Annotated in this window: 12 protein-coding genes; 6 read left to right on the plus strand and 6 right to left on the minus strand. The window is 69.9% G+C overall.

Translation table 11 applies throughout. From position 1 onward, the window contains the following. The first annotated feature begins 29 nt into the window (after nucleotides 1-29). Genes IH00_RS0111310 through IH00_RS0111320 form a run of 3 tightly spaced genes read left to right on the plus strand, consistent with a single transcriptional unit; the run spans nucleotide 30 to nucleotide 1656 of the window. On the plus strand, nucleotides 30-458 hold the full coding sequence (locus IH00_RS0111310; protein ID WP_031072301.1) for a hypothetical protein: 429 nt from the start codon (nucleotides 30-32) through the stop codon (nucleotides 456-458). Then, nucleotides 437-685, plus strand: a complete 249-nt coding sequence (locus IH00_RS0111315; protein WP_199819738.1) for a helix-turn-helix transcriptional regulator — start codon at nucleotides 437-439, stop codon at nucleotides 683-685. Before IH00_RS0111310 ends, IH00_RS0111315 begins: the two co-directional genes overlap by 22 nt. Beyond that, nucleotides 682-1656 carry an NAD(P)-dependent alcohol dehydrogenase gene (locus IH00_RS0111320; protein ID WP_031072304.1) on the plus strand — a complete coding sequence of 325 codons (975 nt, stop codon included), beginning with the start codon at nucleotides 682-684 and terminating at the stop codon, nucleotides 1654-1656. Before IH00_RS0111315 ends, IH00_RS0111320 begins: the two co-directional genes overlap by 4 nt. A 153-nt stretch (nucleotides 1657-1809) precedes the next feature. Here the strand turns inward: IH00_RS0111320 and IH00_RS37230 are convergent, their stop codons facing one another. Then, nucleotides 1810-2046, minus strand: a complete 237-nt coding sequence (locus IH00_RS37230; RefSeq protein WP_063835359.1) for a hypothetical protein — start codon at nucleotides 2044-2046, stop codon at nucleotides 1810-1812. Nucleotides 2047-2051: 5 nt separating this feature from the next. Next, nucleotides 2052-2612, minus strand: a complete 561-nt coding sequence (locus tag IH00_RS0111330; protein WP_031072308.1) for a DUF5994 family protein — start codon at nucleotides 2610-2612, stop codon at nucleotides 2052-2054. Nucleotides 2613-2903: 291 nt separating this feature from the next. On the opposite strand from IH00_RS0111330, the gene IH00_RS0111335 reads away from it, so the two are divergent. Continuing rightward, the gene (locus tag IH00_RS0111335) at nucleotides 2904-3428 is read left to right on the plus strand and encodes a DUF5994 family protein (RefSeq protein ID WP_031072309.1); all 525 of its coding nucleotides are present in this window, start codon (nucleotides 2904-2906) and stop codon (nucleotides 3426-3428) included. Nucleotides 3429-3623: 195 nt separating this feature from the next. Here the strand turns inward: IH00_RS0111335 and IH00_RS0111340 are convergent, their stop codons facing one another. Together IH00_RS0111340 and IH00_RS0111345 are read right to left on the minus strand one after the other, a co-directional pair. Beyond that, nucleotides 3624-4457, minus strand: coding sequence for a YhjD/YihY/BrkB family envelope integrity protein (locus IH00_RS0111340; protein WP_039946727.1), 834 nt, complete (start codon nucleotides 4455-4457; stop codon nucleotides 3624-3626). Between the two features lie 231 nt (nucleotides 4458-4688). Then, a complete protein-coding gene (locus IH00_RS0111345; RefSeq protein WP_031072311.1) occupies nucleotides 4689-7313 on the minus strand; it encodes an RICIN domain-containing protein in 2625 nt (874 codons plus the stop codon). Between the two features lie 298 nt (nucleotides 7314-7611). Between IH00_RS0111345 and IH00_RS0111350 the strand changes: the two genes are divergently transcribed. Together IH00_RS0111350 and IH00_RS0111355 are read left to right on the plus strand one after the other, a co-directional pair. Continuing rightward, nucleotides 7612-9162 (plus strand): sigma-70 family RNA polymerase sigma factor, encoded by a 1551-nt coding sequence (locus tag IH00_RS0111350; RefSeq protein WP_031072312.1) that lies wholly within the window; start codon nucleotides 7612-7614, stop codon nucleotides 9160-9162. Between the two features lie 498 nt (nucleotides 9163-9660). Then, the gene (locus IH00_RS0111355; protein WP_031072313.1) at nucleotides 9661-12030 is read left to right on the plus strand and encodes a non-reducing end alpha-L-arabinofuranosidase family hydrolase; all 2370 of its coding nucleotides are present in this window, start codon (nucleotides 9661-9663) and stop codon (nucleotides 12028-12030) included. A 253-nt stretch (nucleotides 12031-12283) separates the two neighbouring features. On the opposite strand, the gene IH00_RS0111360 is transcribed toward IH00_RS0111355, so the two are convergent. Then, nucleotides 12284-12685 (minus strand): hypothetical protein, encoded by a 402-nt coding sequence (locus IH00_RS0111360; protein WP_031072314.1) that lies wholly within the window; start codon nucleotides 12683-12685, stop codon nucleotides 12284-12286. Continuing rightward, nucleotides 12682-12930: a type II toxin-antitoxin system CcdA family antitoxin gene (locus IH00_RS0111365; RefSeq protein WP_031072315.1), complete on the minus strand. Its 249-nt coding sequence runs from the start codon at nucleotides 12928-12930 to the stop codon at nucleotides 12682-12684. Before IH00_RS0111365 ends, IH00_RS0111360 begins: the two co-directional genes overlap by 4 nt. Between the last annotated feature and the right edge of the window lie 1905 nt (nucleotides 12931-14835).

Raw genomic sequence — 14835 nt, forward strand, 5'->3', positions numbered from 1 at the left:
CAAGTTTTCTTTACAGGGGGAGGTCGGGAGTGGCGCTCGAAGAGAAGCGCGCGTGGACCATGGCAGGGGTCTCCATCAGCGCGTACCTGACGTACCTGGTCATCGTCCTCGGGCGGGCGGACGGCATCCCGCTCGCCGAGGTGCCGTACGTGGCGACGCTGCTGTGGACCGTCGGCGCGGCGGTCGTGGGGTCGATCGCGCTCCACGCCGTGGCCGCGATGGGCTCGTGCGACGAGGGCACGACCAAGGACCAGCGGGACAGGGAGATCAGCCGGTTCGGCGAGTACACGGGACAGTCGTTCCTCGTCATCGGCGGGATCGCGGTGCTCGTCATGGCGATGGCGGAGGTGGACCACTTCTGGATCGCCAACACGATCTGCCTGGCCTTCTTCCTCTCCGCCGTCCTCGGCTCCGTGGCGAGGATCGCCGCCTACCGATGGGGCTTCCAGCCGTGGTGAAGGCGACCCGCGTCACGAACTCCCTCCGCGCTCTCCGCTTCGCCCACGGAGAGATGACCCAGGCGGAACTGGCGGACCGCATCGGCGTCACCCGCCAGACCGTCATCGCCATCGAGAAGGGGCGCTACTCGCCCTCCCTGGAGATGGCGTTCCAGATCGCCCGCGTTTTCGGCGTCTCGCTCGACCAGGTCTTTCAGTACCCGGACAGTGAAGGGGACACGTCGTGAAGGCGATCGTCCAGGACGGCTACGGCTCCTCCGACGTGCTGCGCCTCGGGGAGGTGGACAAACCGACGGCCGGTGAGGGCGAGGTGCTCGTACGGGTGCACGCGGCAGCCGTCGACGCGGGCTTCTGGCACCTCATGACGGGCCGGCCGTACCTGCTGCGCCTCATGGGGTTCGGGTTCCGTGCCCCCAAGGTGCCCGTCCGGGGCCGGGAAGTCTCCGGCAGCGTGGAAGCGGTCGGCGCGGGGGTGACCCGGTTCCGGCCGGGAGACGAGGTGTTCGGCTTCTGCGAGGGATCCTTCGCCGAGTACACGTGTGCTCCCGAGGACAGGTTCCTGCCGAAGCCCGTGAACCTCACCCACGAACAAGCCGCCGCCGTCCCGATCTCCGCCGTCACCGCCCTCCAGGCGCTGCGCGACGCGGGCAGGGTACGGCCGGGACAGAGGGTCCTGGTCATCGGCGCGGCGGGCGGCGTGGGGACGTACGCGGTGCAGCTCGCCAAGGCGTTCGGGGCGCACGTCACGGGCGTCTGCAGTACGGCGAAGAAGGACCTGGTCCGCGCGATCGGCGCGGACGACGTCATCGACTACGCCCGCGAGGACATCACCGACCGCGCGCGGAACCCGTACGACCTGATCGTCGACACCGCCGGCAACCGCACGCTGTCCCACCTCCGCCGCGCCCTCACCCCGCGGGGCACGCTGGTCATCGTCGGCGGAGAAGGCGGCGGCCGATGGCTCGGCGGTACGGACCGGGTCCTCAGGGCCCTGCTGCTGTCCCCCTTCGTACGCCAGCGTCTGCTCGGCCTGTTCTCGGCCGAACGGCAGGAGGACCTGCGGACGCTGAGCGAACTCGTCGAGGCGGGAAAGGTCACCCCGGTCGTCGGCGCCACGCACCCGCTCGGCGAGGCCGTCGAGGCGCTCCGCCGACTGGAGAAGACCCACGCACGCGGAAAGACGGTCATCACCATGTGACACCCCGCCGTCGCCCGGGGGCGGGGGCCTCGTCCGTCCGGGTGACATGGAGGGGTATCCAGGCCATGTGCCGGCGGGCGCGCCTCCCCGGACGCACCCACCGCCCTTCGGCCGGAGGGGATCCGGCCCGCCTTCGGTCGGACCTGCCTTCGGTCAGACCTGCCTTCGGTCCACGGGGAGCCGATGCCCTCCGCGGTCCCCGTCGTGGTGTCCGGTGGACCCGTCGGCCGGGTGCCGGCGCTTCCGGCTCCGGCCGCCGCGCATCGGCAGCACATCGCTGTAGCGGAAGGCTGCGATCCTCTGGTCGTGCTGCGCGTTGAGCAGGTGGATCAGCAGAACTCCGAGGGCGATCATGCCGAGGATCACCGCGGTGGTGATGACGGTCTCCATCGTCCTCACCCTTCCCGGGCGGAGGTCAGGAGCCCGAGCCGGTTCCTGAGCGGCGGAGGCGCTGACCCGCCCTCGCTGTCCCACTCCGATTCCCGGCCGCGGTCCTCAACCACCTCGCGGATCGCGGACTCGTCGGCCATCAGCCTGCTGGCGGTGAGGAGGCCCCCCGGGGTGGCTGCGGCGGCCATCAGCCGGGCGGCAGCAGCCGCGCCGGTCTCCGGCGGGATCACCAGCAGGTCCCAGCGCCCCGCGGTGTAGGAGAGGAGGATCATCTTGTGCGGATCCTGCTCCTCGGCGAACCAGCCCACATGCACGGTGTGCCCCGCCGCGGGCACCTTGCGCGGGATCACGGGCCAGTGCGTCGGGTTCACCGTGACACGCGTGATCCGGCCCCAGCGTGCGTCCAGCACGCCGACGAGGGCGGGGAGTTCACGGAAAAGATCGCGAGAGCGAGGCCACCACGCGCCGTCCAGGAGACCCGGGGCGGAGCCCGAGGTCATGGACAGACGGGCCGGTGGTGAGGTCGCACGCTCACGGATGGTCACACGGTCGATGGTCGCGGTCATGGCGCGGACCTGTCCCCGGGCGCGGTGTCGCGTCCCGGTGTTGTTGCTCCCCGAGAACGACACCGGCACGGAAGCCGGTGTGCGAAATGCTCCCGGTCCCTCCACTGTACTCCGGCCACGGACCGGTGAACCCGCGCGTGACCAGCGAATTCACCGGGAGTCGGAGAGTCGCGGCGCAGGGGCGGGCATGGACGCGGGCTCACGGAGTACGGTGAAACCGGCAGCCGCCCGGACGCCGTCCCAGGCGATCGACGAACCCCTACCGAAACCGCAGGCGGGTGAGCACACCTCATGCCCGACGCCGACACCCCGCGTGAACCGAAGCTCCTGCCGGACGCGATCCACGAGGCCGTACAACCCGGAACAGCCCTGCTGCGGCTGGAGACGACACATGCCCGGGAGGGAAACCTCGACGGCGCGTGGTGGCCGCGCTCCCGCGACCTCGCCGCCGAGCTGCCGAACCTCATCACCGTGCTGACCGAGCACCTCGGACCCGTCGACCGCGTCGGCCTGGACTCCGGCGCCTGGGAGGAACTACCGACCCGGCTGACCATCGGCGACCGCGTGGTGCACATCGACTCCTTCCCGGTCGGTGACGACACCGTCCTCATCACCCGGGGCGCTCGGGACCACTTCTCCCTGCTGGTGGTCCCCCCGGACACGGCCCCGGACGCGGCGCGCGCCGCGATGGCCCGGGCCGTCGGCGGGGGCAACACCACGGCCGAACAGATCCTTGTCGAGACCGGCACCGGCCGGACCCGCGTGATCGCCACGGAAGAACCGCGGGCAGGCCAGGAGCGTCGCGACACGGAGTGAGCCCGGCAGCGGTGTCCGCCTCGTGACAAGCCGTCGGAGAATGCCGGGACGGACGTCGTTCCCACGGGCGATCGAGGCCCTCGTCCTGCGAGCCGTGCGCTACGGCCCCCGGCCGCGCCGCAGTTCGCGCGCGGCGGGTGCGGCGCCCGGGCGCCGTCGTCCCCACCCCTCAGCGCGTGTCAGGGCGGCGCTCCCTCATCCTCGCCTTTTCAGCGCATGGGCCAGGCGCGGGAACTCCTCGTGGACCAGACGACCGAACAGTGCACCGCCGAAGATGACGACGCCCACGCCGACCAGCCAGGACTGGAGAACCAGGACGGTTCCGACGGGGCCGTAGGTGACCGTGTTGGAAGCGATCAGCGGGGAGAAGACGAGCAGGGAGAAGACCCTGAGGCCGAGCAGCCCGATCACGGTGGCCACCGCCCCGGGCAACAGGGCCCGCCAAGCGACCCGCCCTCCGAGCAGCAAGCGCTGCGACCACCAGAAGAACGCGACGGCGCTCAGCGCCGCGGCCAGGGCGCCGACAGGAGACTCCCGGGGCAGCGTGGTGGTCGCGGAGAGGAACAGGTAGCCGGTGAGCGCGCCGAGCCACACGGCGTGCCGCCACCTGGCCCACCAACGGGCCTGCGGCAGGTCCCACACCTTTTCGTAGCCGGCCTGGACCGCCGCCGCGAAGGTCAGGCCGAAGACGGCAAGGGCGGCGATGCCGAATGCCGTTGTGGTGCGCAGGGCCTGATCGGGCAAGGTGAACAGCTGCTCCACTTCTCCTCGGGACGTCGTCGAGACGCCGAGTCCGTCCGCCAGCCACTGCCCGAATCCCCGCCCGCCTTCGGGGTCGGCCGAGGACACGATGACCAGCAGGGGCACCAGCGTGAGAAATCCGAGTGCCGCGAAGCCCAGGGAAAGCTGCCCCAGGCCGAGATCACGGAGCCGACGCCACCCCCGTCCGGCTGCTGAATGCCGGAGTACGCGACGGACGCGGCTGAGTCGGGCCGGATGGTCTGGGGTGCGCGAAGGCTTCGTCGGCATGCTTGTCGACTACCACGGCGGATCCTCCCGGCGCGGGAGGGCGCAGCGCAGAGGTCTGCGGTTCAGCAGCGCGAGTCACGCCATCCCTGGCTCTTCTCGCGGGGCACGACGCACCGCTGCCGCACCTGAGCTCCTCGGCATGCCGGCGAACCGGTCGAACGTCCAGCCGGGAGCCGGCAGCCGTCGCGGGGCCGCAGGCCGTTGTGCCTGCGGCCCGCTCGGGCGCCGGCGTCAGGACGGGTCGCCGTACTGGAGGCCGCGTCCGTTGGTGCCGACGTAGACGCGCCCGTAGGTGTCGGGGTCGCCGGTGATGACGCCGACGCCGCCGATGCTGCCCCACTGGTGGGCGTCGTCGTTGACGCGGACCCAGGTGGCGCCCTTGTCGGTGGAGCGGAAGACCCCGGTGACGTCCTTGACGGTACCGATCAGGTACAGGGCCTGGTACGCGGCGCCCGGCGCGGCCTTGCCGAAGCCGAGGGCGGAGGCGGACTGCACCGTCTTGAGTGTGGTGAAGGTGCGGCCGCCGTCGGTGGAGTGCAGCAGACCCTTGGCGCCGCCGGCGATCCACAGGTCTCCGGCGATGCCGGGGACGGCCGTGAGCCGGCCGGCGGGCAGGCCGGTGGCGCGGGCGGTGAAGGTCGCGCCGCCGTCGGTGCTGGCGTGGAGCGTGCCGCCGGACAGTGCGTAGAAGGTCCTGGCCGAGGAGCGGTCGGCGACGACCACCGCGCCGGTGCCCAGCCCGCTGACCTTCGACCAGCTCGTCCCCTTGTCGGTCGAGCGGTACGGGGCCTGACCGGCCTGGGTCCAGACGATGGCGGAGCCGTCCGCCGCGAGTGCGACCTGGCCGCTGTCGGCGCTGCCGACCGGCTCCGCCGTGAAGCCGCTCCAGCTGCGGCCGCCGTCGGTGGAGTAGGCGCCGTCCTGGGCACCGCCACGGCCGACGCGCACCATCATCGCGGGGTTGGACTGGGCGAAGTCGACGTCGGTGCTGGTGATCATCATCGGGTTGTCCAGCCGCCCGGCGGGGACCCTGGTCAGGGAGTCGTGGCGGAACCCGCCCAGGTCGCCCATGGCGGTGATGACGGTGGCGCCGCCGGGCGGGGCGATCGCGTCCATCAGCGCGGTCTCCTCCAGCCCTCGGGCCCCCACGGCCCAGTGGCTGGTGCCGCCGGTGTCGGTGGCGGTGGCGTCCTCGCTGCGCCAGATGCCGCTGCCGGTGCCGTACAGCACGTGCCCGGAGTCGAAGGGATCGATGGCCAGGGCGGTCATCCAGTGCCCGACGCCGGTACCGACGTAGGGAGCGGCGGAGGCGTCCCGAACCGATTTCGCGGACAGTGCCTTCCAGGTCGCGCCGCCGTCGGTGGTCCGGTACACCTCGTCCTCGGGCCACCAGCGGTCGAGGGTGGTGACCATCACCGTGGACGGCTTCCGCGGGTCGACGGCCAGACCGGAGAACCCGTGGCTGCCCCGGGACGGGGAGATGTTCCTCCACGCCCCGACGGCCGGCGTGTACTTCCACACCGAACCGGCCGTCGCGCCGTTGGGTCCGGGGGAGTCGGCGTACGTCAGGTACAGCGAGCCGTCACCGGAGAGCACGCCGTGCTGCGGCATCTGGCCGGTGGGCTGCCCGGAGACGGCCTGCCAGGTGCTGCCGCCGTCGGTGGAGCGGTACAGGGACGTGTGCTTGTCGGCGACGCCGGCATAGACGGTCCTGCTGCCGGCCGGGCCGTACGTCACGAAGGAGACGCCCGCGCCGCTGCTCGCCCCGTCCTTGACGGGGAACGAGGAGACCTGACGCCACGTCACACCGTGGTCGGTGCTGCGCCACAGGCCGTTCTTGCGGGTGCCCAGCAACAGGGTTCCGTGGTCCGCGGGGTCGATCGCCAGCCGTTCGCCCGCCCCGCGGCCGTCCTCGTTGGCGCCCAGCTTGAAGGGAAGATCGGTGCGCTGGAAGGTGCGGCCCCGGTCCGTGGAGCGCAGGATCGCGCCGTTGCCGGCCCAGCCGTTGGTGTAGGTCCCCGTCGCCAGGTAGAGCCGCGCCGGGTCGACGGGGTCGCTGGCCAGCGAATCGATGCCCAGCAGGTTCCAGTCCTTCTCGCCGAGCCAGTCGGTCAGCGGGATCCACTGCTCGGCCGCGGCGTCCCAGCGGTAGGCGCCGCCCATGTCGGTGCGCGCGTACAGCAGACCCCTCTCACGAGGGTTGAACACCAGCCCGGTGACGTAACCACCGCCCACCACCTGGGCGTTGTTCCACACGTACGGTCCGGTCGCGGCCGCCCGGGTCCCGGACGTCCTCACCAACTTCCACTGCTGGTTGGTGCTGCCCTTGCCGGGATACTGGATGACCGCCGCGCCGTCGGCCGTGGAGCCCCCGGAGACGTCCAGGACCTGGCCGCTCCTGCGGGAGGTGAGGGTGACGGCGCCGGAACCGCTCACCTCGTCGATCCGCCACTCCTGGGAGGTGGAGGAGCTGTCGGTCTGCTGCTCGGCGACGGCCTTCTCGGCGGTTGAATCGCCCGCTATGCCCAGCACTTTGCCGCTGTTGCGGTTCACCAGCTCGTAGTGGCCGTCCCCGGTGGGCCGCAGCCTCCACTGCTGGTTGGCGGTGTTCTGGTCGGTCCACTGCTGGATACGGGTGCCGTCGGCGGTGGAGAAGCCGTTGACGTCCAGCACCTTGCCGCTGCGCACGGAGACCAGCCGGTAGTAGGCATTGCCGTCGACCACCGCGGCCTGCGAGTCCTCCTGCACGAACAGGAGGTACGGCACGAGGACGGCGGGCACGCCGAGCAGCAGACCGGTCGCGGTCCAGCGACGGCGGTGACGCCCCCGGCGCCCGCCGTTCGTGGGGTTGTTCATGGGGGGTGTTCTCCTTGCATGCCACAGGGAAAGGGGCATCCGGCTGCCAACACGGCCGGATCCGCCTCCTTGTGGTCACAGGCCCCGCGAAGGGTTGCCTCGGGACGGGAACTTTCTTCGGGCCCACCGGGGAGTCGGCCAGGGAACACCACCGACAAGCCCACGACGCCCGGTACCGGGCCCTCACACCGGCGTGGACCGGTCCCGTGATGCAAGCACAGGCTTCGGCCGCTTACCCTTGCCGACGCCAAGGCGCTGCGCCGTACCCGGCGGATCGCCCCCCCTGAGGGAGGTGGGAATGGGGCTCATGGACGCGGACCACGCGAGGCTGGTCGTCGCGGCGCAGGCCGGTGACGATCGGGCGCGCGAGGAACTGATCGCCGCATACCTGCCGTTGCTCTACAACATCGTCGGGCGAGCGCTGAGAGGACATGCCGACGTCGACGACGTCGTCCAGGAAACCCTGCTGCGCGTGGTGCGCGACCTGCCCGCCCTGCGTGCCCCGGAGAGCTTCCGGTCCTGGCTGGTGTCGATCACGCTCCGCCAGATCAATACCCACTGGCACCGGCAGCGCGCCTCCGCCGACCGGACCACGGTCATCGACGACGCACTCCGGATACCGGACGTCGGCGCCGCACTCGAGGACGCGACGATCCTGCGTCTGCACATGTCGGACGAGCGCCGTCAGGTTGTCGAAGCCGGCCGGTGGCTCGACCCCGACCACCGGGTGCTGCTGTCGCTGTGGTGGCAGGAATGCGCCGGCTCGCTGAGCCGTAACGACATCGCCGCCGCGATGGGGCTCAGCGTCGCCCACGTGGGCGTACGCGTCCAACGCATGCGCGAGCAGCTGGAACTGAGCCGGACGATCGTCGCCGCGCTGGAGGCCGACCCGCGCTGTCCGCAGTTGGACGAGACGGTCGCCGGCTGGGACGGTCTCCGTTCATCGGTGTGGCGCAAACGGATCGCGCGGCACACCCGTGAGTGCCCGGTCTGCCTGGCGACGACGACCGAACGGGTTCCGGCCGAACTGCTGCTCCTCGGCATCGCGCCGCTGGCCGTCCCGGCCGGACTCGTCGCCGCGCTGGCCGCCAAGGGCCTGCTGTCGGGTACGGCCGCGAGCGCTGCCGGGCTGGCCACGGCACACGTCGCCGCCGGCACGGCGACGGGGGGAGGCGGGCTGCACAGCTCGCTGATCGGCAAACTGCACGCGGTGACCGCTCATCCGATGGCGAGCCTCGCCACCGGCGCGGTGCTCATCGCCGGGACCGCCACCTACGCGACCTGGCCCGAACCGGCCCCCCGGGTGCCCGGCGTCATCGCCGCGCCCACGGTCGGCGCTCCCACGCCGACCCCGTCGCGCACCACCACGCCGGCCCAGCCCTCCCCGGTGAGTCCGTCCGCCGTGGCCGGCACTGTTCCGCTGGGCGCGCACGCGCTGGAGTCCGTGGACGAACCCGGCCTGTACGTCACGTACGCCGACGACTTCGCGATGCTCGGCCGAGTCCCCGCGTCCAGCAGCGCGCGAACACGGCAGCGGGTCACCTTCACGGTCGTCCGGGGGCTGGCCGACACACGGTGCGTCACCTTCCGCGCCGCTGACGGCCGCTACCTGCGCCACCGTTACCTCCGGCTGCAGTTGAGCACCGACGACGGCAGCGAACTGTTCCGTGAGGACGCCACCTTCTGCCCGCGCCCCGGGGCGGTCGCCGGGTCGGTGACCCTGCACGCGCACAACTATCCCGGATCGGTCATCCGCCACCGCGACGGTGGCATCTGGCTCGACGGCTCCGACGGCACTCGGGCCTTCGCCGGCCAGGCTTCCTTCATCGTGCGCAGGGCCGGGGCCTGAGAACCGCTCCTTGAAGGCGGCGGACGGAGTCGCGCCGCTGATCCTGCACCACGATCCCGGTACACGCCGTTCTCCACCCGGCCGTGAGCCGGTGGCTGCGCCGCATTCGGCTTCGATCCGTATGCCCCCACAGGTGACCGGACGGCGGGGCTCGGGATAACGCTTTTTGCCTGCGAAATGCATCACTGGGCAATTTTCCGGGCGGCGCGACTTTTCCGTTACGGGACCGCGAGTGCGGAAGCCTCCACTTCGTGGGGGTAGCCCTTCCCGCCGCTCACCATGACGAGCCGGCGTGGCGGGTTCCCCGACTTTCCCGTTGTCGTATCCCCTGAAGAAAGCCTTTCCGATGACGCGACACACCCACGAACCCCGGGCGACCGGCAGGCAGGAACGGCCGCACCTCCTGCACCGCGCCCACCCCGCGGCGGATCAGGCCTTACCGGCCGATGCGCGCACGATCAGGGCGCCCAGGGCGACCCGCGACCCCCGAGGAGAATCATGAAGGGCCTGCACCGGCTCGGCCGGCGTCGCCGGACACTGACGACAGGACTGTCGGCCGCGGCGATGGTGGCCGGCGTCGTGACGCTGCTTCCCAGTTCCGCCGGAGCCACGACGACCCTGGGTACGCAGGCGGCCCCCTCGGGCAGGTACTTCGGCACCGCTGTGGCCGCCGGCAGGCTCGGCGACCCGGCGTACGCCGCGATCCTGGACCGGGAGTTCAACATGATCACCCCGGAGAACGAGATGAAGTGGGACGCCATCGCACCGTCCCGCGGCACGTTCACCTTCGGCCCCGCCGACAGGATCGTCGACCGTGCCATGGCACAGGGCCAGCGCGTGCGCGGCCACACCACGGTCTGGCACAGGCAGCTTCCGTCCTGGGTCAGCTCCATCCGCGACGCGAGCACGCTGCGCAGCGTGATGAAGAACCACATCACCACCGTGATGGCCCGCTACCGGGGCAAGGTCTACGCCTGGGACGTGGTCAACGAGGCGTTCGCCGACGGCTCCACCCAGCACCGCAGCTCGGTGTTCCAGGACGTGCTGGGCAACGGCTTCATCGAGGAGGCGTTCCGCACCGCCCGGGCGGCCGACTCCTCGGCCAAGCTCTGTTACAACGACTACAACATCGAGAACTGGTCGGACGCCAAGACCCAGGGCGTCTACAGCATGGTGAAGGACTTCAGGTCCCGCGGCGTGCCGATCGACTGCGTCGGGTTCCAGAGCCACTTCGGCACCGGCGGCCCGCCGTCCAGCTTCCAAACCACCCTGGCGAACTTCGCAGCCCTGGGTGTCGACGTCCAGATCACCGAGCTGGACATCGCCGGGGCGTCGCCCACCCACTACGCCAACACGGTCAAGGCATGCCTTTCCGTGGCCCGGTGCACCGGCATCACGGTATGGGGCATCCGTGACAGCGACTCCTGGCGCAGCGACGAAAGCCCTCTGCTGTTCGACAACAACGGCAACCCCAAGCCCGCCTACACCGCCGTCGTGAACGCCCTCAAGGCCGCCCCCGGTACCCCCGGTGGGGCCGGTACCGGGGCGATCAAGGGCGTGGCCTCCGGTCGCTGTATCGACATCGACGGCTCCACCACCGCCAACGGCACCCAGGCGCAGCTGTGGGACTGCAACGGACAGGCCAACCAGCGCTGGACCTACACCGCCGGCAAGCAGCTGATGATCTACGGCAACAAGTGCCTGGGCGCCAGGGCCAACGGCACCGGCAACGGCACCGCGGTGGTCATCGGGGACTGCGACGGCGGCGCCGGCCAGCAGTGGAACATCAACACCGACGGCACCATCGCCGGCGTCCAGTCCGGGCGGTGCCTCGACGCCGTCGGCGCGGGCACCGCCAACCGCACCAGGATCCAGCTGCACTCCTGCTGGTCCGGCGGCAACCAGAAGTGGACCGGCCCGTCCGGGACCCCGACCCCGTCAGCGCCGGCGCCGACGGGCGGCACGTGTGCTCTTCCGTCGACGTACCGATGGAGGTCGACGGGTGCGCTGGCGCAGCCGGCGAACGGGTGGGACGCGGTGAAGGACTTCACCAACGTGACGTACAAGGGCAAGCACCTGGTCTACGCGTCGAACGCGTCGGGGGCGTCGTACGGCTCGATGATGTTCAGTCCCTTCACGAACTGGTCGGACATGGCATCGGCCCGCCAGACGGGGATGGGCCAGCCCGCGGTGGCGCCCACGCTGTTCTACTTCGCGCCCAAGAACATCTGGGTGATGGCGTACCAGTGGGGTTCGTGGCCCTTCATCTACCGCACGTCGAGCGACCCCACCGACCCCAACGGCTGGTCCGCGCCGAAGCCGCTGTTCACCGGCAGCATCCCCGGTTCGCCCACCGGGCCGATCGACCAGACACTCATCGCCGACGGCCGGAACATGTACCTGTTCTTCGCCGGCGACAACGGCAGGATCTACCGGGCGAGCATGCCGATCGGGAACTTCCCCGGCAACTTCGGCTCGTCGTACACGACGGTCATGAGCGACACGACGGACAACCTGTTCGAGGCGGCGCAGGTCTACAAGGTGCAGGGCCGGAACCAGTACCTCATGATCGTCGAGGCGAAGGGTACGAAGGGGCGCTACTTCCGCTCGTTCACGGCCTCGAGCCTGAGCGGTTCGTGGACCCCGCAGGCCGCCAGCGAGAGCAACCCGTTCGCGGGCAAGGCGAACAGCGGTGCGACCTGGACCAACGACATCAGCCACGGCGACCTGGTCCGCAACAACCCCGACCAGACCATGACCATCGACCCCTGCAACCTGCAGTTCCTCTACCAGGGCAAGTCGCCTCAGGCGGGCGGCCCCTACGACAGACTGCCGTACCGGCCGGGTGTCCTCACGCTGCAGCGCTGACCTGCCCGATCCTCGGCGATCGCTCTTCGGGCCGGCCTGCCGACGCGGCGACGAGCGGTTCACGGCGCGGGTGACCCCACCTGCCGACCGATACCCACCGCCTGGAGGAACCCCAGCCTGCGTGGGCTGGGGTTCCTTCCCGGGGCCGATCCGTACATGACCGCTGTCGTCCGCTCCGCTGGGCACGAACGGGGCACGGTGGTGGCAGCGCAACGGAACGTGCCGGGGCGCATGCTCCGGGCGGCCTGGTGCGTCAGAGTGGAATGATCCGGACCTGGTTGCCGCAGAGCTTGGTCATGTCGTCGCTGTCGGACGTCAGCAGAGCGACCGGTTTCGGCTGGCGCAGCGCGACCTCGGCCACCGTGGCGTCGATGGCGTACTTGTGCCCGTGCAGCCCCGCGCCTTTGAGGAGCTCCGTTGCCGCTTTGGCTGCGTGTTCGGTGACCGGCTCCACCTTGATACGGGACAGGGCCCAATTCAGGCGAGGCATATTGGTGCGGGAGTGGCTGACTTCCACGATGGTGTTCGCCCCGATCGCCAGGTCGGCTCCCATGTCGTGGAAGACCTTCAGCATCGCGAGGAGCTTGCGGTCCTGCGCGATCCAGGCGGAGAGCCCCTCCGAATCGAGAACGACGGTTTCGATGCGCTCGCTCACGCGGCGTCCGCCCCTTTGGAGGAGCCGGCGGCGCCAAGGATCTTCGCGTGTGCCTCGGCGAGCTCCTCGTCGCTGAAGCTTCCGTGCTCTTCCTCGTGCCGGCGAAGGTCGTCGCCCAGAAGCTGGTGCCGGATCTGGCGGGCCACGGCTTCCGCCACGTAGCCGGAGACGTTGTCCGTGAGCTTGCGGAGCTCCGCCACCTGATCGCTGGGCAGCGTGACCGTGATGCGGGTCGTTGAGGACATGTAGCAAGCATACTGGAGTATGCAGAAGGAGGCTCGGGCTTGTGCTCCTGGCCTCGTCAGTCAGGGTCGCATGATCCAAGGGGCGCGGCTCGCGGCGCTTCGGCCATGCGCAGCGTGGCGAGACCGGCAGCGGTGTCCAGGTGGGCAAGCAAACAGTTCGCGGACGTGCACAACACGTTCAGCGGGGGCGTGCAGCATGGCCCAGTAGTTAGGTCGGCAGCGTGGGTTCGCTCAGCTTTGAGATGCCTCCCGAAAGAGGTTGGGGCAATTCTCAGGCGTGATTTTGTATTGGGCCTTCGCGTTTCAGGGCCGACTAATTCACGCCCGTCAGCTTGCCCGGTCGCGACGGCAGTGTCCCGGGCCGGCTGCCAACCGCGAGAAGATGCCGCAACTCGTCCCACCACATAGAGGACCGGCACCCACGGGCATACGGGAAACAGCCAGGGCAGAGCTCGCTCAGCGTCTTGCCGACAGGACGCGCACGCTCGGAGACCGCTTGCAGCAGGGAGAGACGGCTGTCGCAAGTAGCGCTGGAGACCTCGTCCGCCAGGAACCGATGCCTCCCGAGGGCGCATCAGCGGACGAGATCTCGGCGTATTTTCCCGCGCCTGACGGCGATTTCGTCCTCACCGATCGGACCCTGTACTACCGCGACAAGCGCGGCAACGTCTATCTGCTCCCCCTCGCATCGATCACCTCTTGGAGACAGAAACGCTGTGACATGTACCCGCACCTGCCCCCGCGTCTTCAGCGCCGCATCTTGGAGATACAGGTGAGCACGTCTGATGGAGGGCGCTACTCATTCAGTCGGGCAAGATCTTTGCTCGGCAGATACGCAAGACGGGCAAGATCCGCCGTCGCCGGTGGTGATGCCGTTGAACGGCCTCCATCTACTCAACCATGGCCAGGAGGGGGCTGCTGCGGCTGACCGGGGGCCGGCGGCAGCCTCAGGCCCTCCCCCTGAACTGGCTGGTGGGCGAGCACCGCTTTAAGGAGTTCGATCTACCCTCGTCTTGGTCCGGACTCGCCTCGTGCACCGGTGCCGGACGTGGTTGCCGCGTGTCGCTGCCGTCCACGCTCGTTGATGTCAGCGGAACAGCTCCGGCACCGCGCAAGCCTCCAAGGGCTCATCCGGCCGGTCGGCCCAGCGCCACCAGACATGCCGACTGGCACCCCCCAGAGCGACCGGCAGGCGCGCGCCGGCCATCGTCCTCCCGCTTGGAGAGGACATAGCCGCCCGCCCTCATGGGCTGGCTGTACTCAGGACAGTCCGGGAGCGTCTTCGGTCATGCGGCGCACCCTGCCGGAGCGACCTCTTCGTCCCGAAGCAACTTGGGTGGGCCCTCGACCTTGGGGCTGTACGGCTCTCACCTGCTGCGATGGTCCGCAAGCGTCTGCGCTTGTTTGCCGCTGTTCGCTGGCGTTGTCACGCAGTTAGACACTCGCCGCCTCCTCGATGCGAACTACGGGCGGGGTGATCGCTGAGGTCTGCCGACCTGTGTTGGTGGTCCGGGCCCATGACACGATGGTTGCTGTACTTTGCTGCTGTACGGCGGTCCGGTCGTCAGGGGGATCATGGCAGCCTTGGGGTTTTTCTTCATAGCTCTGCCGTGCCTCGCCATTGTCAGCTTTGTCTGCTTCGCAGCATGCCGAGCCCAGCGGCAGAAGCCTTTCAAGGCGCTGGCCTACGTATGCCTATGCCTCGGCGTTGTCTGCACCCTCACTCCCATAGGAGTTGTTGGCTGGGCGCTGTCTCTATAGGTGCAGGAGCGCAGGGTGTGTCTGCTACGCCCGCAAAGGCGCCAGTTTGGGAGATCGCGTACGTAGATCGGTCTTGAGCTGGCAAGACGCTGACCTGCGTGTTCTCGGGATACTCCCCGGCGTTCCCCGTTGTTCCCCTCCGGT

It is taken from the genome of Streptomyces sp. NRRL S-118, assembly GCF_000716335.1.
In the GTDB taxonomy this organism is placed as follows: domain Bacteria; phylum Actinomycetota; class Actinomycetes; order Streptomycetales; family Streptomycetaceae; genus Streptomyces.